This is a genomic window from Pseudomonas tumuqii (assembly GCF_013184545.1).
GTDB classification, from domain to species: Bacteria; Pseudomonadota; Gammaproteobacteria; order Pseudomonadales; family Pseudomonadaceae; genus Aquipseudomonas; species Aquipseudomonas tumuqii.
In genome coordinates, this window is the sequence record NZ_JAAOJA010000002.1 from 285645 (window position 1) to 307342 (window position 21698).

A 21698-nucleotide genomic window follows, 5' to 3' on the forward strand; every position below is an offset into this window, starting at 1 on the left:
TCCATGGGGGCGGCGTTCGGCGCGCTTCAGCAAATCGCCGGCCGCTGTCGGGTGTGGGCCAGCAGCGCGCGGAACTCGGGCAGCGGCAGCGGCTTGCTGAACAGGTAGCCCTGGTACAGGTGGCAGCCTTGTTGCTGGAGGAAATCCAGCTGTTCCTGCTGTTCGACCCCTTCGGCGATGATCGCCAGGCCAAGGCTGCGCGCCATGGCGACGATGGCACGGATGATTTCCGCATCGTTGGCATCATGGGGGGCGTCGCGGACGAAGGACTGGTCGATCTTCAGCAGGTCCACCGGCAGGCGTTTGAGGTAGGTCAGCGAGGAATAGCCGGTACCGAAATCGTCCATGGCGAAGCTGACACCGAGCTTCTTCAGGCGATTCATCTTGGCGATGGTGTCCTCGATGTTCTGGATGACGATGCCTTCGGTGATCTCCAGCTTGAGCATAGGTTCGGGCAAGGTGCTGCTGCGCAGGCTGCTTTCCACGCGCTCGACAAAGTCGTGGTGGCGGAACTGGCGCGGGCTGATGTTGACGCACAGGCTGAAGTTCTGCGCATCGATCAGCCCTTCTTCGAGCAGTTGCGCACAGGCGTGGCAGGACTCGGCGAGTACCCAGCCGCCGACTTCGAGAATCAGCCCGCTTTCTTCCAGGACATGGATGAACAGTGCGGGCGACTGTGCGCCCAGGGTTGGGTGGAGCCAGCGCAGGAGTACCTCGGCGCCGATGATCTGGCCGCTGCGGGCATCCGCCTGGGCCTGGAAGTACAGCTCGAACTCACCGCGTGCCAGCGCCAGGCGCAGGTCATTTTCCAGGCGTAACCGCTCGCTGGCGGCTTCCTGCATGGTCCGGCGGAACAGCTGGACGGTATTGCGCCCGGAGTCCTTGGCGCGATAGAGGGCGATGTCGGCGCGTTTCAGCAGGTCGGCCGGGGTGGCGCCGTGGTCGGGGATCAGGGCGATGCCGATGCTCGGCGTGACCTGCAGGCGATGGCCGTCGATGAGCATGGGTTCGGCCAGTAGCATGCGCAGTTTTTCGGCAACCAGGCGGGCTTGGCGGGTGACGGCCGAGCGGCTGCCTTCGAGGCCGGAGAGCAGTATGACGAACTCGTCGCCGCCGAGGCGGGCGACCGTGTCTTCCTCGCGCACGCTGGCTTCCAGGCGGGCGGTGACCAGTTTGAGCACGCTATCGCCGACCGGGTGGCCGAGCGAGTCGTTGATGTGCTTGAAGTGGTCGAGATCGAGAAACAGCAGGGCACCGCGCAGGTCGTGGCGCTTGAGCAGGGCGATCTGCTGGGTCAGGCGGTCCATCAGCAGGGCGCGGTTGGGCAGGTTGGTCAGCGAATCGTGGTAGGCCAGGTGCTGGATCTGCGCCTGGGCTTCCTTCAGCAGGCTGACGTCGCGGGCGGTCAGCAGCAGGCAATCGAGGCCGTTGAGGTCGATCGGCTCGACCGAAACCTCCACCGTCTTGATATTGCCACTGCGGTGCTTGCCGAGCATCTCCCGATGCGTCACGCGACCGTCGCGCTGGAGCATTTCGAGCATCTCCTGGCGCTGCCTGGGGTCGGCCCAGATATTCATTTCCAGGGCCGTGTGACCAATGACTTCCTCGGCGTGATAGCCGGTGAGGCGGTAGAAGCCTTCGTTGACCTCGATATAGCGAGCCGTATCGCGTTCGGTGATGGTGATGGCGTCGGGGCTGGAGTGAAAGGCCTTGGCGAATTTTTCCTGGCTGGCCTTGAGCGCGGCCTCGGCTTGCAGGCGTTCGCCGACGTCGCGCAAGGTGGTGAGAATACATAATTGCCGGTCGACCCGGATGAAGCGGCTGGACACCACGCAGGTCAGTTCAGCGCCAGCTTTAGTGCGGAAACGGGCCTGCTCGTTGTCCAGGCCCTGTTGCGCGGTGAGCTTGTCATACAGGCGCCGGCGTTCGTCGCGGTCGACCCAGAAGCTGAGCTCCGGGCCGCTGCGGCCGACGATTTCCTCCGGCGTCCAGCCGAAGGCCGCGCTGAAGCTGCCGTTGATCTCGACGAACATGCCGTCGCGGATACGCGACACGCAGATGGGGTCGGGGCTGGCCTGGAACAGGGTGGCGAATTTCTCCTCCGAGGCGGTTAGGCGTTGTTCGCGCTGTACCCGTTCGCTGATGTCGATGAGGATGCCGGCCATGCGCAAGGGCTGGCCCTGTTCGTCGCGGTAGAGCTTGGCGGTGCTTTCCAGGAAATGTACTTTGCCATTGCCGTAGATCGCCCGATAAGTGACTTGAAAGTCCTGCTCGGTGCCCTGCGTCAGGCTGTGGTAGGTCCGGCGCACGGCACGCCGGTCATCCAGCGGCACATGCCTGAAGAACTCGTCAAAATCGCCATGAAAGGGCTCCTGGCTCAGGCCGAGCAGGGTTGAGGCGCGGGTCGAGGCGAACAGCATGTTGCTCGGAATGTGCCAGTCCCAGGTGCCCAGATCGGCAGACTCCAGGGCCAGGTTCAGGCGTTCCTGGCTGTTTTTCAGGGCCTGTTCCTGGGCGCGCTGCTGGGTGATGTCGCGCACCGTCAGGACCAGGCAGGTACGCCTGTCCAGTTCGATTTCTCCGCCGAACAACAGGTTGTTGCTGACGCTGCCGTCACGGCTGTACAGGCATACTTCCAGCTCGTTCAGGCTGCCCAGGCTCAGCGCCTCGAGCATGCGCTGGCGGTCATTGGGGTCGGCCCAGAGACCCAGTCCCAGCGAGGTGAGCCCCAGGGTTTCGCTGCTTTTCCAGCCGAATTGCCGCTCGAAAGCCGGGTTGACCTCGATAAAGCGCCCGGTTTCCTTGTCGGTGATCACCACCGCGTCGGGGGTGTGGCGGAACGCCTGGGCAAATTTCTCCTCGCTGCTGCGCAATGCGGCCTCGACGCGCTTACGTTCGCTGGTATCGAGGAAGGTGCAGAGCAGGAAGGCTTGGCCGTCCAGTTCGATGTACTGGCTGGACATCACACCGTCGAGAATGCGGCCGTCGCGGGCACGCATCTGCACTTCCTGGGTGATCGGTTCGCGGCTGTTCGGTGCCGTGCGGCGCAGGTAGTCGCGCTGCTGGTCATGCACCCAGAGATCCAGGTCGAGGGTCGAGCGGCCAATGACTTCGTCGGTCGGCCAGCCGAAGGTGCTGGCGAAATGCTGGTTGGCCTCGGTGATCATGCTGTCGGCGAAACGCACCAGCAGGATCACGTCCGGGCTGAGCTGGAACAGGTTGGCGAAGCGCTGCTCGGAGTTGCGCAGCGCCTGGGCGCGCTGCTGTTGGGCGCTGATGTCGCGGATGACGCCGAACATCTGCTGCTTGCCGCTGGCGTCGGCCTGCAGGCTGCCACTGATTTCCAGCCAGTGCAGGCTGCCATCCGGCCAGCGGATGCGATGCTGCAGGGCGTGGCGGCTCGGTACGCCGTCGAGCACGGCCTGGAACATCTGCAGCACGTCGCGGCGGTCTTCTTCCGGGATCAGTTCGATGTAGTCGACCCGGGTGCGCACGGGGCGGGTCGGGTCCAGGCCGAACAAGGCCTGGGCACCCCGCGACCAACTGACCTGGCCGCTTGCCACATCCCAGTACCAGGCGCCCAGTTGCGCGCCGTTCAGCGCCGCCAGCAGACGCGGGGCGTCGTTCCAGGTTTTCTCGAATACGGCTGGATCCAGGGCAGGAATGTGCGGCAGCGGGGGCCGGTTGTCACTGGCGTTGGCCATCGGCGGCCTTTTGGTTAGGGGGTGAGCTGTGTTGAGGCGCGAGATGACTGCGGTGCAGGGTCATGTAACGGGCCCTTTGTTATCGTTATGCGCCTCACGTTAGCCTTTGCGCGGGCGCCAGTGCAAGGCTCTCGCGCTGCGCATCGAGCAACTGCATGAAGGCTCGCGCGGCATTCGACAGGGTGCGCTCGGTGTGCGAGATATAGCCGAGCTGTCGCGTCAGCTGGATGCCGGGCAGCGGCAGGCGGGCGACCTGCTCGTCGAGCATGGTGCGCGGCAATACGCTCCAGGCCAGGCCGATCGACACCATCATCTTGATGGTTTCCAGGTAGTTGGTGCTCATGGCGATATTCGGCGTCAGTTCCTGGGCTTCGAACAGGCGCCGCACGATGTGGTGGGTAAAGGTATTGCCGCCGGGAAATACCGCCGGGTGACGGGCTACATCGGCCAGGCTGATCACGCCGCTGCGTGCCAGCGGGTGTTCGGGCGCGGCAACGAAATCCAGCGGGTCGTCCCATACCGCTACCGCATGCACCGGTTCGCGAGTTTCCGGGGCCAGGGTAATTACCGCCAGCTCGGCGCGGCCATGCAGGACTTCCTCGTAGGCCACTTCGGAGTCGAGAAACTGGATGTCCAGCGCCACCTGCGGGTGTGCGCGGGTGAAGGCGCGCAGCAAGGGCGGCAAACGATGCAGGCCGATGTGGTGGCTGGTGGCCAATGTCAGTCGGCCGCTGACCTCGCCGCTGAGGTTGTTCAGGGCGCGGCGGGTATCGTCCAACACATTGAGAATCTGGTAGGCGCGCGGCAACAGGGCGCGGCCGGCCTCGGTCAGGCTTACCTCACGACCCAGGCGGTCGAACAGGCGTACATTCAGCTGCTGTTCCAGGCTGGCGATGCGCTTGCTCACGGCCGGCTGGGTCAGGTGCAGGCGTTCGGCGGCCTCGGAGAAGCTGCCAAGCTCGGCGATGGCGATAAAGGCATTGAGAGTCGCAAGATCCATAACGCAATAGCTCCAAACGGTAAGCCACAAGCTGCCAGAGGAAAGCCGCGAGCCTTGCTTGCGGCTTACGACTATTCCTATCAGGAATTCGTTGGATAAAAAATATGAATTTGAGTAATTCGATTCAAGCTCATAGGATCACCCTATAAATAAAGGGCTATTCGTCCTTGGATAGAAACACGCTGATGAGGGAACCGCTGATGGCCGGCAAAACGCTCTACGACAAGCTCTGGGAAATGCATGAGGTGAAGCGCCGTGACGATGGTTCGTCGCTGATCTACATCGACCGCCATATCCTCCACGAAGTGACCTCGCCGCAGGCCTTCGAAGGGCTGCGTCTGGCTGGGCGCAAGCCGTGGCGCATCGACGCCAACATCGCCACCCCGGATCACAACGTGCCGACCACCAAGGCCGAGCGTCAGGGCGGTCTGGAGTCCATCGCCGATGAGGTCTCGCGCATTCAGGTGCAGACCCTCGACGAGAACTGCGACGACTTCGGCATTCTCGAATTCAAGATGAACGATGTGCGCCAGGGCATCGTCCATGTGGTCGGCCCAGAGCAGGGCGCGACCCTGCCGGGCATGACCGTGGTCTGCGGCGACTCGCACACCTCGACCCACGGCGCCTTCGGCGCGCTGGCCCACGGCATCGGCACCTCCGAGGTCGAGCATGTGCTCGCCACCCAGTGCCTGGTGGCGAAGAAGATGAAGAACATGCAGGTTCGCGTGGAGGGCCAACTGCCCTTCGGCGTGACTGCCAAGGACATCGTCCTCGCCGTGATCGGCAAGATCGGCACCGCCGGTGGCAATGGCCATGCCCTGGAATTCGCCGGCAGCGCGATCCGCGAGCTGTCGCTGGAAGGGCGCATGACCATCTGCAACATGTCGATCGAGGCGGGTGCCCGGGTCGGTCTGGTGGCGGTGGATGAGAAGACCATCGCCTACGTCGAGGGTCGTCCTTTCGCACCCAAGGGCGCGGATTGGGACAAGGCGGTCGCCCAGTGGCAAGACCTGGTGTCCGACGCCGATGCGCATTTCGATAAGATCGTCGAGTTGCGTGCCGAGGACATCAAGCCGCAAGTCAGTTGGGGCACGTCGCCGGAAATGGTCCTGGCCGTCGATCAGCACGTGCCGGATCCGGCGGTCGAGGCCGATCCGGTCAAGCGCGATTCCATCGTGCGGGCCCTCAAGTACATGGGTCTGAAGGCCAATCAGGCGATCACCGACATTCAGCTCGACCGGGTATTCATCGGTTCCTGCACCAACTCGCGGATCGAAGACCTGCGCGCCGCCGCCGCGGTGGCCAAGGGCCGCAAGGTCGCGGCGACCATCAAGCAGGCCATGGTGGTGCCAGGCTCCGGCCTGGTCAAAGCCCAGGCCGAGCGAGAGGGGCTCGATCAGGTGTTTATCGAGGCGGGTTTCGAGTGGCGCGAACCGGGCTGCTCCATGTGCCTGGCGATGAACCCGGACAAGCTCGGCAGTGGCGAGCATTGCGCGTCCACCTCCAACCGCAACTTCGAAGGTCGTCAGGGCGCCGGCGGCCGTACCCACCTGGTCAGTCCGGCCATGGCGGCGGCGGCGGCGGTGACCGGTCACTTTATCGATGTGCGCGAATTGATCCAGGCCTGAGGAGTCCGAACATGAGAGCTTTTACTCAACACACCGGCCTGGTTGCGCCGCTCGATCGCGCCAACGTCGACACCGACCAGATCATTCCCAAGCAGTTCCTCAAGTCGATCAAGCGCAGCGGCTTCGGCCCCAATCTGTTCGACGAGTGGCGCTACCTGGATGTCGGTCAGCCCAACCAGGACAGCTCCAAGCGTCCGCTGAACCCCGATTTCGTGCTGAATTTCCCGCGTTACCAGGGCGCCAGCGTGCTGCTGGCACGGGAGAATTTCGGTTGCGGCTCGAGCCGCGAGCACGCGCCCTGGGCGCTGGAAGAATACGGCTTCCGTGCGATCATCGCGCCGAGCTTTGCCGATATCTTCTACAACAACAGCTTCAAGAACGGCCTGCTGCCGATCGTCCTCGACGAAAACGATGTCGATGAACTGTTCCAGCAGAGCGAAGCCAGCGAAGGCTATCAACTGACCGTCGACCTGGCGGCGCAGACCGTGACTCGGCCAGACGGCAAGCAATACGGCTTCGAGGTGGATGCCTTCCGCAAGCACTGCCTGCTCAACGGCCTGGACGACATCGGCCTGACCCTGCAGGATGCCGAGGCGATCAAGGCCTTCGAAGTCGATTACCAGCAGCGCAGCCCCTGGCTGTTCGGCGCGATTAAATAAATAGGGTGCGCGGGGCCGCCTAGGTCGCGCGCACCCGTTAACCGAGTTGATGGTGCGCACGGCGCACCCTACGGTGTATTTGAGGACAAGATGAGCAAACAGATTCTGATTCTGCCCGGCGACGGTATCGGCCCGGAAATCATGGCCGAGGCGGTCAAGGTGCTGCGGCTGGCCAACGAGAAGTTCGACCTGGGGCTCGAGCTGTCGTTCGACCAGCTGGGCGGCGCCGCCTATGAGCAATACGGTGTGCCGCTGGCCGACGAGACCCTGGCGCGCGCCCGCGCCGCCGATGCGATTCTGCTCGGCGCGGTGGGTGGCCCCCAGTGGGATGCCATCGATCCGGCCCTGCGCCCGGAACGCGGCCTGTTGAAGATCCGTTCGCAACTGGGCCTGTTCGCCAACCTGCGCCCGGCCATTCTCTACCCGCAGCTGGCCGATGCCTCGTCGCTGAAGCCTGAAGTGGTGGCCGGTCTGAATATCCTGATCGTGCGCGAACTGACCGGCGGCATCTATTTCGGCAGCCCGCGTGAATCGCGCGTGCTGGAGAATGGCGAGCGCATGGCGTTCGACACCCTGCCGTACAGCGAGAGCGAGATCCGCCGGATCGCCCGGGTCGGTTTCGACATGGCGCGTGTGCGCGGCAGCAAGCTGTGCTCGGTGGACAAGGCCAATGTGCTGGCTTCCAGCCAGTTGTGGCGCACCGTGGTCGATGAAGTGGCCAAGGACTACCCGGACGTCGAACTCAGCCACATGTACGTGGATAACGCGGCCATGCAACTGGTGCGCGCGCCCAAGCAGTTCGATGTCATGGTCACCGACAACATGTTCGGCGACATTCTGTCGGATGAGGCTTCCATGCTCACCGGTTCTATCGGCATGCTGCCGTCTGCTTCGCTGGATGCCAACAACAAGGGCATGTACGAGCCGTGCCATGGTTCGGCGCCGGACATCGCCGGGCAGGGCATCGCCAATCCCCTGGCGACCATCCTTTCGGTCTCGATGATGCTGCGCTACAGCTTCAGCCAAAGCCAGGCTGCCGATGCCATCGAGCAGGCGGTCAGCAAGGTGCTGGATCAGGGCCTGCGCACCGGCGACATCCATTCCGTCGGTACGACCAAGGTCGGCACCGCCGCCATGGGTGATGCGGTAGTCGAGGCGTTGCGTAGTCTGTAATCTTCCAGGTTCTCCGGCGAGTTTCCGGCGGTCTGTTCATATAGGTGTAGTGGTTATGAAACGTGTAGGTCTGATCGGTTGGCGTGGCATGGTCGGTTCCGTGCTGATGCAGCGCATGCTGGAAGAGCAGGATTTCGACTTGATCGAACCGGTGTTCTTCACCACCTCCAATGTTGGCGGTCAGGGTCCGGCCATCGGCAAGGACATTGCCCCGCTGAAGGATGCCTACAGCATCGACGAGCTGAAGGGCCTGGACGTGATCCTCACCTGTCAGGGTGGCGACTACACCAGCGAAGTCTTCCCCAAACTGCGCGAGGCGGGTTGGAAGGGTTACTGGATCGATGCCGCGTCCTCGCTGCGCATGGCTGATGACGCGGTGATCGTGCTCGATCCGGTCAACCGCAAGGTGATCGACCAGCAGCTGGATGCCGGCACCAAGAACTATATCGGCGGCAACTGCACCGTCAGCCTGATGCTGATGGCCCTGGGTGGTCTCTACGAAGCCGGTCTGGTCGAGTGGATGAGTGCCATGACCTATCAGGCCGCGAGCGGCGCCGGTGCGCAGAACATGCGCGAGCTGATCAAGCAGATGGGTGCGATCAACGCCTCAGTCGCCGACGATCTGGCTGACCCGGCCAGCGCCATTCTGGATATCGACCGCAAGGTGGCCGAAGCCATGCGCGGCGAGTCTTTCCCGGTGGATAACTTCGGTGTGCCGCTGGCCGGCAGCCTGATTCCCTACATCGACAAGGAACTGCCCAACGGCCAGAGCCGCGAAGAGTGGAAAGGCCAGGCGGAGACCAACAAGATCCTCGGCCGCTTCAAGAACCCGATTCCCGTGGACGGCCTCTGCGTGCGCATCGGTGCCATGCGCTGCCACAGCCAGGCGTTGACCATCAAGCTGAACAAAGATGTGCCGCTGTCCGATATCGAAGGGCTGATCAGCCAGCACAACCCCTGGGTCAAGCTGGTGCCGAACCAGCGTGAGGCCAGTATCCGTGAGCTGGGGCCAACTGCCGTCACGGGCACCCTGAGCGTACCGATCGGGCGTCTGCGCAAGCTGAACATGGGCTCGCAATACCTGGGAGCCTTCACTGTCGGTGACCAGCTGCTGTGGGGCGCCGCCGAACCGTTGCGCCGCATGCTGCGGATTCTGCTGGAGCGTTGATAGCGACTGCAGTGAGTTTGGCCTGAGCGTGCCCAGCTGGAATGAATAGGAGCGAGTGGTGTCGATGATCGAGCTGTTGAGCGATCATTGGTACCGCTGGCTCCTTTGCATTTGTGGGGCTGCGCTATACAGTGCGGTGCTTATTCCGTCAGAAGCCTGTCCATGACCCGTACCCTTGATATTGCCGTGATCGGCGCCACCGGCAGTGTTGGCGAAACCCTCGTGCAACTGCTCGAAGAGCGCGATTTCCCCGTGGCCAATCTGCACCTGCTGGCCAGTGGCGAGTCGGCCGGGCGTTCGCTGTCGTTCAAAGGCAAGAATCTGCGGGTGCGTACCCTGGAATCCTTCGATTTCTCCAGTGTCGGCCTGGTTTTCTTTGCCGCCAGCGAGGCGATTACCCGCAGCTATGCGCCCAAGGTCCATGCGGCCGGTTGTGCGCTGATCGATCTGACCGCCGCTTTGCCGACCGAGCAAGCGCCTCGCGTTGTGCCTGAAGTAAATCCCGAGGTCTTGAAAGCGCTCAGCGCGCCCTATCAATTGACCAGTCCGAGTCCCTCGGCGATTGCGGTGGCGGTGGTGCTGGCCGCTCTGCGCGAGCAGATCAATGTGCTGCGTGTGGCGGTCACGGCGTGTTTGGCCGTTTCCAGCCGCGGGCGTCAAGGCGTGTCCGAGTTGGCGCGGCAAACCGCCGAGCTGCTTAACGGTCGTTCATTCGAGCCGCAGTTGTTCGACCGCCAAGTTGCCTTTAATCTGCTGGCTCAGGTGGATGCAGTGGATAGCGCCGGCCATGGTGTCTTGGAAAAACGCCTGGCCAGTGAGCTCAAAGAGTTGTTTGCTCGGCCGCAGTTAAAGGTTTCGGCAACCTGTATTCAGGCACCGGTGTTCTTTGGCGATAGCCTCAGTGTGTCGCTGCAGGCAGATGCTGCTGTTGATCTGCCGGCGATTTGTACGGCTTTGCAGGCATGCCCCGCCCTGGAGTACATCGAGCCGGGCGATTATCCGACGGCTGTGGGCGATGCGGTGGGGCAGGATGTGGTGTATGTAGGCCGCGTTCGTGGTGGGCAGGATGATCCCGCTGAGCTCAATTTGTGGATTGCGTCTGATAATGTGCGGAAAGGCGCCGCCTTGAACGCTGTGCAACTGGCTGAGTTATTGATAAAACACTATCTGTAAAAGATACTTAGCTAGAAATCTGAATAATCTTTCGAGCTTAGCAATATTGGCTGAGTTGATTGCTGAATGGGGAGCCACCTTCGGGTGGATGCAGGCAGCAGCTATCAAGACCCTCTCGGATATCGAGAAAAAAGATAAAACAAGGGATAACGCTATGGTTCGGGTTCGCAAACTGGTGCTGGCAATCGCAGCTGCTTCGGCACTGTCCTCCGGTATGGCGCACGCGCTGGGGCTGGGTGAAGTGACCCTGCAGTCAGCGCTGAATCAACCGTTGGTGGCTGAGATCGAATTGCTGGAGGTGCGCGACCTGGCTTCCAGCGAGTTGCTGCCGAACCTGGCGTCTCCTGAAGAGTTCACCCGGGCCGGGGTAGATCGCCAGTACTTTCTCACCGACCTCAAGTTCACCCCGATCCTCAAGCCTAATGGCAAGAGCGTCATTCGCGTGACCTCGAGCAAGCCGGTACGCGAGCCTTATCTGAATTTCCTGGTCGAGGTGCTGTGGCCCAATGGCCGTCTGTTGCGCGAGTACACACTGCTGCTCGATCCGCCCCTTTACTCGCCGCAGACCGCTGCCGCCGCGGCGCCGCAGTTGCCAGTAGCTGCCCCGGCGCCACGCGCGCAAGCCAGTGCCCCCATTCAGCGTTCAGCCGCGCAGGCCAGTGCGCCGGTAGCGCGTGCGCCTGTCGCTGCGCCAAGTACCTTGCAAGGCGACGAATACAAGACCACTGCCAATGACACGCTGTGGGAAATCGCCCAGCGTGTGCGCGGTGACGGCAGCGTGCAGCAAACCATGCTGGCCATTCAGGATCTGAATCCTGATGCCTTTATTGGCGGCAATATCAATCGCCTGAAGAACGGCCAGGTGTTGCGTCTGCCTCAAGAGCAGCAGATCAAAAGCCGTGCTCAGGCCGAAGCCGTGACCCAGGTTAGCGAACAGAATGCCGCCTGGCGCGAGGGGCGTGACGTTGCGGCCAGCGCACGGCAAATGGATGCGACCAGGCGCAGTGTCGCCGGCGCAGCTCCCGCCGAGGCGAAAGCTCAAGACAGCCTGAAGCTGGTCTCCGCCGATACCGGCAAGGCAACCAGTGGCAGTGACGCAGGTGCCGCCGACAGCAAGGCGCTGAGCGACAAGTTGGCGGTGACCCAGGAAGGCCTGGATTCCACTCGCCGCGAGAACGAAGAGCTGAAAGGGCGCATGAGTGACCTGCAAGGTCAGCTCGATAAATTGCAGCGTTTGATTCAACTGAAAGATGATCAGTTGGCCAAGCTGCAGGCGGATCTCGCCGCGCAAGGGCAGGCGCCTGTCGTGGAAGCCCCGGCCGTAGCGGCAGTGCCAGCCGAGCCCGCTACTGCGCCGGTTGTTCCCGCAGAAGCCGAGACCCCTGACTTTAACTACAGCGAGGAGCCAGCGGCTACAGAAGCTGAGCCCCAGCCGCCGGTCGCTCAGTCTGCTCCAGCCGTTGAGCCGGCAGCGACACCAGCCCCGGTAGAAAAAAAACCGGCTGCGCCAGTGACTCCGGCCAAACCTGCTGAGCAGCCGCCACAACTCGGCACTATTGATGAACTGCTCGCCAATCCCATGCTTCTCGGGCTTGTCGGGGGGGGCGCTTTGCTGGTGCTGTTGATCGGGTTGATGATGTTGTCGCGGCGCAATGCATTGAAGGAAGCCGAGTTGCACGAAAGCCAGGCCGCCGAGAGTGGCGGCAATGATTTTGCCAGCGACATGGAACTGCCTGCCGACAGTTTCGCCGATCAGCCCCTCGGCAGCGATCTCGGTGCTGAACCAGGCGATGAGCGCGTGATTGCTCAGACCAGCGATGCGCTGGGCGAGGCTGACATCTATATCGCCTATGGTCGTTTCAATCAGGCCGCCGAATTGTTGCAGAATGCCATCAATGACGAACCGCAGCGCAGTGACCTGCGGCTCAAGCTGATGGAGGTCTACGCCGAGTTGGGTGATCGTGAAGGCTTCGCCCGTCAGGAAAGCGAATTGGGTGAAATTGGTGGTGCTTCCGCCGAAGTCGAGCAATTGAAAGGCAAGTATCCGGCAATAGCGGCTGTTGCTGGTGCTGGTGTGGCTGCCGCTACCTTGGCCGATGATGATTTTTCCAGCTTCAGCCTGGACGACCTGACCCTGGATGAGCCTGACCAGCCGGCTGCAGCAGGTGATCTGGATGATGCCTTCGATCTGAGCCTGGATGATCTTGAGTCCGACCTTGAAGCCGATCTTGAACGTGACCTGCATGCTCCGGCTACCGATGCTGCGCTGGCTGACCTGAACAGCCTGTCTTTGGACACTGACCTGGATCTGACTGCCCCGGCCGAGCCGGTTGCGGACAAAGACGATGGGCTGGAGTTCGATCTGAGCCTTGACGATACGCCCGCCGACAGCTTCGAGCTGGGTGAGGATCTGGCGGATTTCAGCCTGGATCTGGATGCCGAGAGCAAGCCGGCAGCAACAGAGGCTGAGAATGATGAATTTCTGTTGAGCCTGGACGACGAGCCGACAGCCGAGTCCGCTACTGATGAGCTGGCCGGGTTGAGTCTCGACTTGCCGAACGAATCCATGGGGGGCGATTTCGACCTGTCCGACGATTTCGATCTGTCGCTAAGCGACGAGGCTCCGGTTCAGCCCAGCAGCGATAGCTTCGCTGCCCAGCTCGATGAAGTGACCGCGGAACTGGATCAGTTGTCGGATCGTCTGGATCAGCCGGCGCCTGTCGCTACGCTGCAAGGGGCGGATCTGGATGGCGACGACGATGATTTCGACTTCCTTTCCGGGACCGATGAAACCGCGACCAAGCTTGACCTGGCGCGAGCCTATATCGATATGGGCGATACAGAGGGTGCGCGTGACATCCTCGATGAAGTGATCGCCGAAGGTAACGATGATCAGCAGCAAGAAGCGCGTGAGCTGATCGCTAACTTGGTTTGATACATGTCTGATGCATTACCCGCAGCGGCAGCCGAATCGGCTGCCGTTGGCATTTACAGAGTCGCCCTCGGTGTCGAATACAAAGGCTCGCGTTACCGTGGCTTTCAGCGCCAGCGTGCCGGCGTGCCGACCATCCAAGGATCCCTGGAAAAAGCCTTGTCGAAAGTTGCTGGTGGCGCGCCTGTCACCTTGAGCTGTGCCGGGCGCACCGATGCGCTGGTGCACGCCAGTGCCCAGGTGGTGCATTTCGATACGGCGGTCGAGCGTTCCATGCTCGCCTGGGTCATGGGTGCCAACCGGAATCTGCCGGCCGATATCAGTGTGGTGTGGGCCAAACTGATGCCGGCGCATTTCGATGCGCGCTTCTGTGCCATGGCCAGGCGTTATCGCTATGTGATCTACAGTGACCAGATTCGCCCGGCGCACATGGCCGAGGAGGTGACCTGGAATCATCGGCCACTGGACATCGAGCGCATGCGCGAAGCGGCGCAAGCCTTTGTCGGTACCCATGACTTCAGTGCCTTTCGTGCGCGTCAGTGCCAGGCCAAATCGCCGATCAAGACGGTGCACCACCTGAAGTTGATCGAGCATGGCCGCTTTATCGTTCTGGATATTCGTGCCAATGCGTTCCTCCACCACATGGTGCGTAACATTGCCGGGGTGCTGATGACCATTGGCGCTGGCGAGCAGCCAGTGGAGTGGGCGCGTGCGGTGCTGGAGACCGGAGTGCGGCGTACTGGCGGGGTGACCGCGCATCCTTATGGGTTGTACCTGGTGCAAGTCGATTACCCGCAGGAATTCGACTTGCCCAGGCGTTATCTCGGGCCGCACTTCCTCTCGGGGCTGCCGGATGTGGCGGCAGACGCCTAGGCGTTCCTTTGCTACCATCGATCCTTTAGTGGAGGTATTTGTCCGTTGTCAGTCGTTCGCAGCAAGATCTGTGGAATTACTCGCGTAGAAGACGCATTGGCCGCTGTTGACGCCGGTGCCGATGCGATTGGCCTGGTGTTTTATGCCAAGAGTCCGCGCGCCGTAACTGTGCAGCAAGCGCAGGCGATCCTGGCGGCGTTGCCACCGTTCGTGACTACGGTGGGGCTTTTCGTCGATTGCCAGCGCAGCGAGTTGAACGCCATCCTCGATGCCGTACCGCTTGATCTGCTGCAGTTCCACGGCGATGAGTCTCCGGCGGCCTGTGAGGGTTTTCGCCGGCCCTATATCAAGGCGTTGCGGGTCAAGCCGGGCGACGACATTGCTGCCCGGATCGGCTTGTACGGCTCTGCCGCCGGCGTGTTGCTGGATACTTTTGTGCCGGGCGTGCCGGGGGGGACCGGCGAGGCGTTCGACTGGTCGTTGGTGCCGCAGGGTTTGTCTGTACCGATCATCCTGGCCGGAGGCTTGACGCCGGAGAATGTGCGCGCGGCTATCGAGCAGGTGCGACCCTATGCGGTGGACGTCAGCGGCGGCGTCGAGGCGAGCAAGGGCCTGAAGGACAGTGACAAGATTCATGCGTTCGTGCGTGCGGTCAGGAGTGTCTGAGGCGATGACCGTGCGATGTGACGGCGCTGCAGGCTTGGCCGTCCATAACCCTGATGCAATGCAGTGACCACCTTGGGCAGTCGAGGTCAAGGTGGCGGGCTTTTTTGGCTTGCTGATGCCGGCCCCTATTGAGACTGCCCTCGTGAATTTGCTTGGATGTGCCGGCAAGGCCCTGTGCCAGACGCCTGTTCGAGCCCACAGTTTTGGAGAATCAAGAGCATGAGCAACTGGTTGGTAGACAAACTGATCCCATCGATCATGCGGTCCGAAGTCAAAAAGAGTTCGGTGCCCGAAGGCCTCTGGCACAAATGCCCGTCTTGCGATGCGGTGTTGTACAAGCCCGAGCTGGAAAAGACTCTGGATGTCTGCCCCAAGTGCAACCACCACATGCGCATCAACGCACGTGCGCGCCTGGATATCTTCCTTGATGCCGAAGGCCGCGAAGAAATCGGCGCAGAGCTGGAGCCGGTCGATCGCCTGAAATTCCGCGATAGCAAGAAATACAAGGATCGCCTGGCCGGCGCGCAGAAGCAGACTGGCGAGAAAGACGCGCTGATCGCCATGCGCGGCACGCTCGAGTCGATGCCGGTGGTGGCCTGTGCCTTCGAATTCTCCTTTATGGGCGGTTCGATGGGGGCGATCGTTGGCGAACGTTTCGTGCGTGCGGCCAACGTGGCGCTGGAGCAGCGTTGCCCGTTCGTGTGCTTCTCCGCTTCGGGCGGTGCGCGCATGCAGGAAGCGCTGATTTCCCTGATGCAGATGGCCAAGACGTCTGCAGTGCTGGCGCGTCTGCGTGAAGAAGGTATCCCGTTTGTCTCGGTGTTGACCGACCCGGTTTATGGTGGCGTTTCCGCCAGCCTGGCCATGCTCGGCGATGTGATCGTCGCCGAGCCCAAGGCGCTGATCGGTTTTGCCGGTCCGCGGGTGATCGAGCAGACGGTGCGGGAAAAACTGCCGGAAGGTTTCCAGCGCAGCGAGTTCCTGATCGAGCACGGTGCCATCGACATGATCATCCCTCGCGAAGAGTTACGTACGCGCCTGGCCAGGCTGCTGGCTCAGCTGATGAGGCTGCCGTCGCCTGTTGCCGCTGCGTTGCCGGTCACTGCATGACCGAACGCTCCCTGGCCGAGTGGCTGGCGTACCTGGAACACTTGCATCCAAGTGCCATCGATATGGGGCTGGAACGCTCCAGGGCTGTGGCGCAGCGCCTGAGCTTGTCCAGGCCTGCGCCGCGGGTGATTACGGTCACCGGCACCAATGGCAAGGGCTCGACCTGTGCGTTTCTCGCCGCCTTGCTGCAAGAGCAGGGCCTCAAGGTCGGTGTGTACAGCTCGCCTCACCTGTTGCGTTATAACGAGCGTGTGCAGATTGCCGGTGTCGAAGCCAGCGATGCCGAGCTTTGCCAGGCTTTCGCCGCGATCGAGGCCGCGCGCGGCGAGATTTCCCTGACCTATTTCGAGATGGGTACCCTGGCAGCTTTCTGGCTGTTTCAGCGCGCAGCGCTGGACGCTGTGGTGCTGGAGGTTGGACTGGGCGGGCGACTGGATGCGGTCAATCTGATCGACGCCGATCTGGCCCTGGTGACCAGTATCGGCATCGATCACGCGGAATGGCTGGGCGATAACCGTGAGTCGGTGGCCTTCGAAAAGGCCGGTATCTTTCGCGCGGGCAAGCCAGCCTTGTGCGGTGATCTCGATCCGCCGCAGGCGTTGCTGGAGCAAGTGGCGCTGCTGGATGCGCCGTTTTTTCTGCGCGGTCGCGATTACGATCTGCGCATCGAAGGGCAAAGCTGGTCCTGGTCTGGCTTGAACGGCAAGGGTGAGGTCGTGCGTCTGGAGCAGTTGCCCTTGCTCGACCTGCCGATGGAAAACGCCGCGCTGGCCCTGCAGGCCTATGTGTTGCTCGATCTGCCCTGGCAGGCTGAGCAAATCGTCAGGGCCTTGTCGCGTACTCGGGTCACCGGTCGCCTGGATCGCCGAATGCTGAATTGGCAGGGTAAGCCACTCACGCTGCTGCTGGATGTTGGGCATAATCCCCACGCGGCCGAGTATTTGGCGCGGCGGTTGTCTGCCAGGCCGTTGGCAGGCAGGCGACTTGCGGTGTTCGGCCTGCTGGCCGACAAGGACTTGGCCGGGGTGGTAGCACCCTTGCTCGATGAGGTCGTGGATTGGGCAGTGGCGCCGCTACCGACCAGTCGCACGCGCCCGGCTGGCGAGTTGCAGGCGTATCTGCATAATCGTGGGGCGCAGGTGACGGCCTATGCCGATGTGCAGACGGCGTTGCAGGCGCAATGTACGCGGGCGGCGGCTGGGGATGAAATACTGCTGTTCGGGTCTTTTTACTGCGTGGCCGAGGCCTTGGACTGGCTGGCCCGCCATGCCAAGGGGGATGTGCAGGATGGCTTTGCTGGATAAAGGATTGAAGCAGCGCATTGTCGGCGCGTTGGTGTTGCTGGCCTTGGCGGTGATTTTTCTGCCCATGTTGCTGTCGCGCCAAGACGAGTTGCAGCCTGTGGTGGTCGATGCACCGGCGATGCCGCAGGCGCCGACCATGCCGCAGATTGAAATGCAGCCCGTAATCGTGCCAGAGCCGGTGATCGTGGCGGAACCTCAGGAATTGCCCGAGGAGTTGGAACCCATTGCCGAGGCCCCGCCCCCGGCGGAAGTGGCGTCCGTGCCAGAACCACAGCCAGAACCAGTGGTGGCGCCTCCTGCGCCGACCAGTGCCCCGACACAAACTCCCGCCAGTCGCCTGGATGCCAACAGCTTGCCGGTCAGTTGGTCGGTGCAGTTGGCCAGCCTGTCCAGTCGCACGGGGGCGCAAGCTCTGCAGAAAACCCTGCGCAGTCAAGGCTACAACGCCTATATCCGTAGCGTGGATGGGATGAATCGAGTGTTCGTCGGCCCATTGATCGAACGAGCCGAAGCCGATCGCCTGCGTGAGCAGTTGAACCGGCAGCACAAGCTCAGCGGCTTTGTCGTGCGCTTTCAACCTGAGCGCAGTTAACGGCTTGTCGCGGTGGCGACCCGCGGCGTTCGCATGGTGCCACGCGTACGCGCTGCAAGCGGTCGGCGCCGTCGTGGTAAGCGGGATTTACGCGCGTGCGCCCACAGCCCTGGCGTCACCGCACAGGGTAATTTTCCTGTGGCCTGATAATCCTTTGCTTACCCCATGCGAGGGGCTCTGTTAAAATGCAGCGCCTTTTCCGTCGGTAACCTGCATCGTGGCATTCACTTGGGTTGATTGGGCGATTATCGCCATCATCGCCGTATCGAGCTTGATCAGTTTGAGCCGTGGTTTCGTCAAAGAAGCCTTGTCCTTGCTCACCTGGATCATTGCCGGCGTGGTTGCCTGGATGTTTGGTGGCGCGTTGTCCGAGCACCTCGGCGAATGGATCGAAACCCCTTCGGCGCGGGTGATAGCGGCCTGCGCCTTGCTCTTCATCGTCACCTTGCTGGTTGGCGCGCTGGTCAATTACCTGATCGGTGAGCTGATCCGTGTCACCGGACTTTCCGGCACCGATCGTTTGCTCGGCATGGTTTTCGGGGCCGCCCGTGGTGGCTTGCTGGTCGTCGTGCTGGTCGGCCTGCTCAGCCTGGCACCGGTGCAGCAGGATCCGTGGTGGCAGCAATCGACGCTGTTGCCGCATTTTTTAATGGTTGCGGACTGGTCGAAGAACCTCATTCTGGGGGTGTCCAGCCAGTGGCTTGCCAGCGGCATCAGCGCACCTGCTGAGCTGCCGTTCAAAGAAGCGCTGATGCAGCATAAACTGCCTTAAACGCATTCAGAATTAGCCTGTTTCACTTCAGTAGGGGTTGCGTCACATGTGTGGCATTGTCGGTATCGTCGGTAAATCGAACGTCAATCAGGCGCTGTATGACGGCCTAACCGTCCTTCAGCACCGCGGCCAGGATGCTGCCGGTATTGTGACCAGTCATGGTGGGCGGCTGTTTCTGCGCAAGGACAATGGCCTGGTGCGCGATGTCTTCCATCAGCGTCATATGCAGCGTCTGGTCGGCCATATGGGCATCGGTCATGTGCGCTATCCCACCGCCGGCAGTTCCAGCTCGGCCGAGGCGCAACCCTTCTACGTCAACTCGCCCTACGGCATCACCCTGGCGCACAACGGCAACCTGACCAACGTCGAACAGTTGGCCAAGGAAATCTACGAATCCGACCTGCGTCACGTCAACACCAACTCCGACTCGGAAGTGCTGCTCAACGTATTCGCCCACGAACTGGCCCAGCGCGGCAAGCTGCAGCCAACCGAGGAGGACATCTTCGCCGCGGTCAGCCAGGTCCATCAGCGTTGTATCGGCGGTTACGCGGTGGTGGCGATGATCACCGGTTATGGCATCGTCGGTTTTCGCGACCCCAATGGCATTCGCCCGATCGTCTTCGGTCAGCGCCACACCGATGAAGGCGTGGAGTACATGATCGCCTCGGAAAGCGTGTCGCTGGACGTGCTCGGCTTCACCCTGATGCGCGATCTGGCGCCGGGCGAGGCGGTGTACATCACCGAGGACGGCAAGCTGTCGACCCGCCAGTGCGCGAGCAATCCGCACCTCTCGCCGTGCATCTTCGAGCATGTCTACCTGGCGCGTCCGGATTCGATCATGGACGGCGTCTCGGTGTACAAGGCGCGCCTGCGCATGGGCGAGAAGCTGGCCGACAAGATCCTCCGCGAGCGGCCGGATCACGATATCGACGTGGTCATTCCGATTCCCGATACCAGCCGTACCTCGGCGCTGGAACTGGCCAATCACCTGGGCGTGAAGTTCCGCGAAGGCTTCGTCAAGAACCGCTATATCGGTCGTACCTTCATCATGCCGGGCCAGGCTGCACGGAAGAAATCGGTGCGGCAGAAGCTCAACGCCATCGAACTGGAGTTCCGCGGCAAGAACGTGATGCTGGTAGACGATTCCATCGTGCGCGGCACCACCTGCAAGCAGATCATCCAGATGGCCCGTGAGGCCGGAGCGAAGAACGTCTATTTCTGCTCGGCCGCGCCAGCCGTGCGTTACCCCAACGTCTACGGCATCGATATGCCGAGCGCCCACGAGCTGATTGCGCATAACCGCAGCACCGAAGAGGTCGCCGAGCTGATCGGCGCCGATTGGCTGGTGTACCAGGACCTGTCCGATCTGATCGAGGCTGTCGGTGGCGGCAAGATCAAGATCGAGCACTTCGACTGCGCGGTATTCGATGGCCAGTACATCACCGGCGATGTCGATGAGTGTTATCTGAACAAGATCGAGCAGGCGCGTAACGATCTTTCCAAGGTCAAGTCCCAGGCGGTCAGCGCGATTATCGATCTGTACAACGACTGACGGCAGGCGGGTCAGGGTCAGGGTCAGGGTCAGCCTGACCGGTATTTGGCTGGTGCGCGCGGCGCACCCTACGCGGCAAGACCGACGCAGTCGGTCGTTATGAGGTTTTCAGCATGACCGAAGAATGGCAAGCAGGTCGCCTGGATAGTGATCTGGACGGTGTGGGTTTCGACACCCTGGCGGTACGCGCCGGCCAGCATCGCTCGCCTGAGGGCGAGCACAGCGAGGCGATTTATCCGACCTCCAGCTATGTGTTCCGCACCGCTGCCGATGCTGCCGCACGCTTTGCCGGGGAAGTGCCGGGGAACGTCTACTCGCGTTACACCAACCCCACGGTACGCGCCTTCGAGGAGCGCATCGCGGCGCTGGAAGGTGCCGAGCAAGCTGTGGCAACCTCGTCCGGCATGTCGGCGATCCTGGCCATGGTCATGAGTCTGTGCAGTGGCGGCGACCATGTACTGGTATCGCGCAGTGTGTTCGGTTCGACCATCAGCCTGTTCGAGAAATACCTCAAGCGTTTCGGCGTGCAGGTCGATTATGTGCCGCTGGCCGATCTGCACGCCTGGAGCGCTGCGTTCAAGCCCAACACCAAGCTGCTGTTCGTCGAGTCACCGTCCAATCCGCTGGCCGAACTGGTGGATATCGCCGCGCTGGCGGAAATTGCCCACGGCAAAGGCGCTCTGCTGGCGGTGGATAACTGCTTTTGCACGCCAGCGCTGCAGCAGCCGCTCAAGCTGGGGGCGGATATCGTCATGCATTCGGCGACCAAGTACATCGACGGTCAGGGTCGCAGCATGGGCGGCGTGGTCGCCGGCAAGGCGGAGTTGATGAAGGAGGTGGTCGGTTTTCTGCGTACCGCAGGGCCGACGCTCAGCCCGTTCAACGCCTGGATCTTCCTCAAGGGCCTGGAAACGCTGCGCGTGCGCATGCAGGCGCATTGCGCCAGCTCCCAGCAGCTGGCCGAGTGGCTGGAGCAGCAGCCGGGTATCGAGCATGTCTACTATTCGGGGCTGCCCAGCCACCCGCAGCATGAGTTGGCCAAGCGTCAGCAGAGCGGCTTCGGCGCGGTAGTCAGTTTCGAAGTCAAGGGCGGCAAGGATGCGGCCTGGCGCTTTATCGATGCGACACGGGTGATTTCGATCACCACCAACCTGGGCGATACCAAAACCACCATCGCTCATCCCGCGACCACTTCCCACGGTCGTCTGTCGCCGGCCGAGCGGGCCAACGCCGGTATCCGCGACAATCTGATTCGGGTGGCCGTGGGTCTGGAGGACATCGTCGACCTCAAGGCCGATCTGGCACGCGGTTTGGCGGCGCTCTGACAGACGGCTGAAAAAGCCAGGGCGCTTTCAACTCGTTGCCCCATACCAATGGCGCCTTCTGGCGCCA

General features: G+C 62.0%; 16 protein-coding genes. 14 read left to right on the forward strand and 2 right to left on the reverse strand.

What is annotated here, in order from left to right; all coding sequences use genetic code 11:
* Positions 1-26: 26 nt before the first annotated feature.
* Complete coding sequence (locus tag G9C89_RS05230) at positions 27-3704, reverse strand: sensor domain-containing protein (protein WP_172145696.1); 3678 nt, start codon at positions 3702-3704, stop codon at positions 27-29.
* A gap of 94 nt (positions 3705-3798) precedes the next feature.
* On the reverse strand, positions 3799-4704 hold the full coding sequence (locus G9C89_RS05235; RefSeq protein WP_172145699.1) for a LysR family transcriptional regulator: 906 nt from the start codon (positions 4702-4704) through the stop codon (positions 3799-3801).
* A 200-nt stretch (positions 4705-4904) separates the two neighbouring features.
* Between G9C89_RS05235 and leuC the strand changes: the two genes are divergently transcribed.
* From leuC to G9C89_RS05305, 14 genes are all read left to right on the forward strand, one after another.
* Positions 4905-6332 carry a 3-isopropylmalate dehydratase large subunit gene (gene leuC / locus G9C89_RS05240; protein ID WP_172145702.1) on the forward strand — a complete coding sequence of 476 codons (1428 nt, stop codon included), beginning with the start codon at positions 4905-4907 and terminating at the stop codon, positions 6330-6332.
* 11 nt (positions 6333-6343) lie between these two features.
* Positions 6344-6991, forward strand: a complete 648-nt coding sequence (gene leuD / locus G9C89_RS05245) for a 3-isopropylmalate dehydratase small subunit (protein ID WP_172145705.1) — start codon at positions 6344-6346, stop codon at positions 6989-6991.
* Between the two features lie 90 nt (positions 6992-7081).
* Positions 7082-8164: a 3-isopropylmalate dehydrogenase gene (leuB, locus tag G9C89_RS05250; protein WP_172145708.1), complete on the forward strand. Its 1083-nt coding sequence runs from the start codon at positions 7082-7084 to the stop codon at positions 8162-8164.
* 55 nt (positions 8165-8219) lie between these two features.
* Positions 8220-9332, forward strand: coding sequence for an aspartate-semialdehyde dehydrogenase (asd, locus tag G9C89_RS05255; protein ID WP_172145711.1), 1113 nt, complete (start codon positions 8220-8222; stop codon positions 9330-9332).
* Between the two features lie 162 nt (positions 9333-9494).
* Complete coding sequence (locus tag G9C89_RS05260) at positions 9495-10505, forward strand: aspartate-semialdehyde dehydrogenase (RefSeq protein ID WP_172145714.1); 1011 nt, start codon at positions 9495-9497, stop codon at positions 10503-10505.
* 154 nt (positions 10506-10659) lie between these two features.
* The gene (locus G9C89_RS05265) at positions 10660-13440 is read left to right on the forward strand and encodes a FimV family protein (RefSeq protein WP_172146392.1); all 2781 of its coding nucleotides are present in this window, start codon (positions 10660-10662) and stop codon (positions 13438-13440) included.
* A gap of 3 nt (positions 13441-13443) precedes the next feature.
* Positions 13444-14310 (forward strand): tRNA pseudouridine(38-40) synthase TruA, encoded by an 867-nt coding sequence (gene truA / locus G9C89_RS05270; RefSeq protein ID WP_172145717.1) that lies wholly within the window; start codon positions 13444-13446, stop codon positions 14308-14310.
* A 45-nt stretch (positions 14311-14355) separates the two neighbouring features.
* Positions 14356-14976, forward strand: a complete 621-nt coding sequence (locus G9C89_RS05275; RefSeq protein ID WP_172145720.1) for a phosphoribosylanthranilate isomerase — start codon at positions 14356-14358, stop codon at positions 14974-14976.
* A gap of 219 nt (positions 14977-15195) precedes the next feature.
* Positions 15196-16086, forward strand: a complete 891-nt coding sequence (accD, locus tag G9C89_RS05280; RefSeq protein ID WP_172145723.1) for an acetyl-CoA carboxylase, carboxyltransferase subunit beta — start codon at positions 15196-15198, stop codon at positions 16084-16086.
* Complete coding sequence (gene folC, locus G9C89_RS05285; RefSeq protein ID WP_172145725.1) at positions 16083-17390, forward strand: bifunctional tetrahydrofolate synthase/dihydrofolate synthase; 1308 nt, start codon at positions 16083-16085, stop codon at positions 17388-17390. Before accD ends, folC begins: the two co-directional genes overlap by 4 nt.
* Positions 17374-17982: an SPOR domain-containing protein gene (locus G9C89_RS05290; protein WP_172145728.1), complete on the forward strand. Its 609-nt coding sequence runs from the start codon at positions 17374-17376 to the stop codon at positions 17980-17982. The genes folC and G9C89_RS05290 overlap by 17 nt, the downstream gene beginning before the upstream one ends.
* A gap of 217 nt (positions 17983-18199) precedes the next feature.
* Positions 18200-18754: a CvpA family protein gene (locus G9C89_RS05295; RefSeq protein ID WP_172145731.1), complete on the forward strand. Its 555-nt coding sequence runs from the start codon at positions 18200-18202 to the stop codon at positions 18752-18754.
* 46 nt (positions 18755-18800) lie between these two features.
* Entirely contained in the window at positions 18801-20306 is a 1506-nt protein-coding gene (purF, locus tag G9C89_RS05300) for an amidophosphoribosyltransferase (RefSeq protein WP_172145734.1), read from the forward strand.
* A 113-nt stretch (positions 20307-20419) separates the two neighbouring features.
* Entirely contained in the window at positions 20420-21631 is a 1212-nt protein-coding gene (locus G9C89_RS05305) for an O-succinylhomoserine sulfhydrylase (RefSeq protein WP_172145737.1), read from the forward strand.
* The last annotated feature ends 67 nt before the right edge of the window (positions 21632-21698 follow it).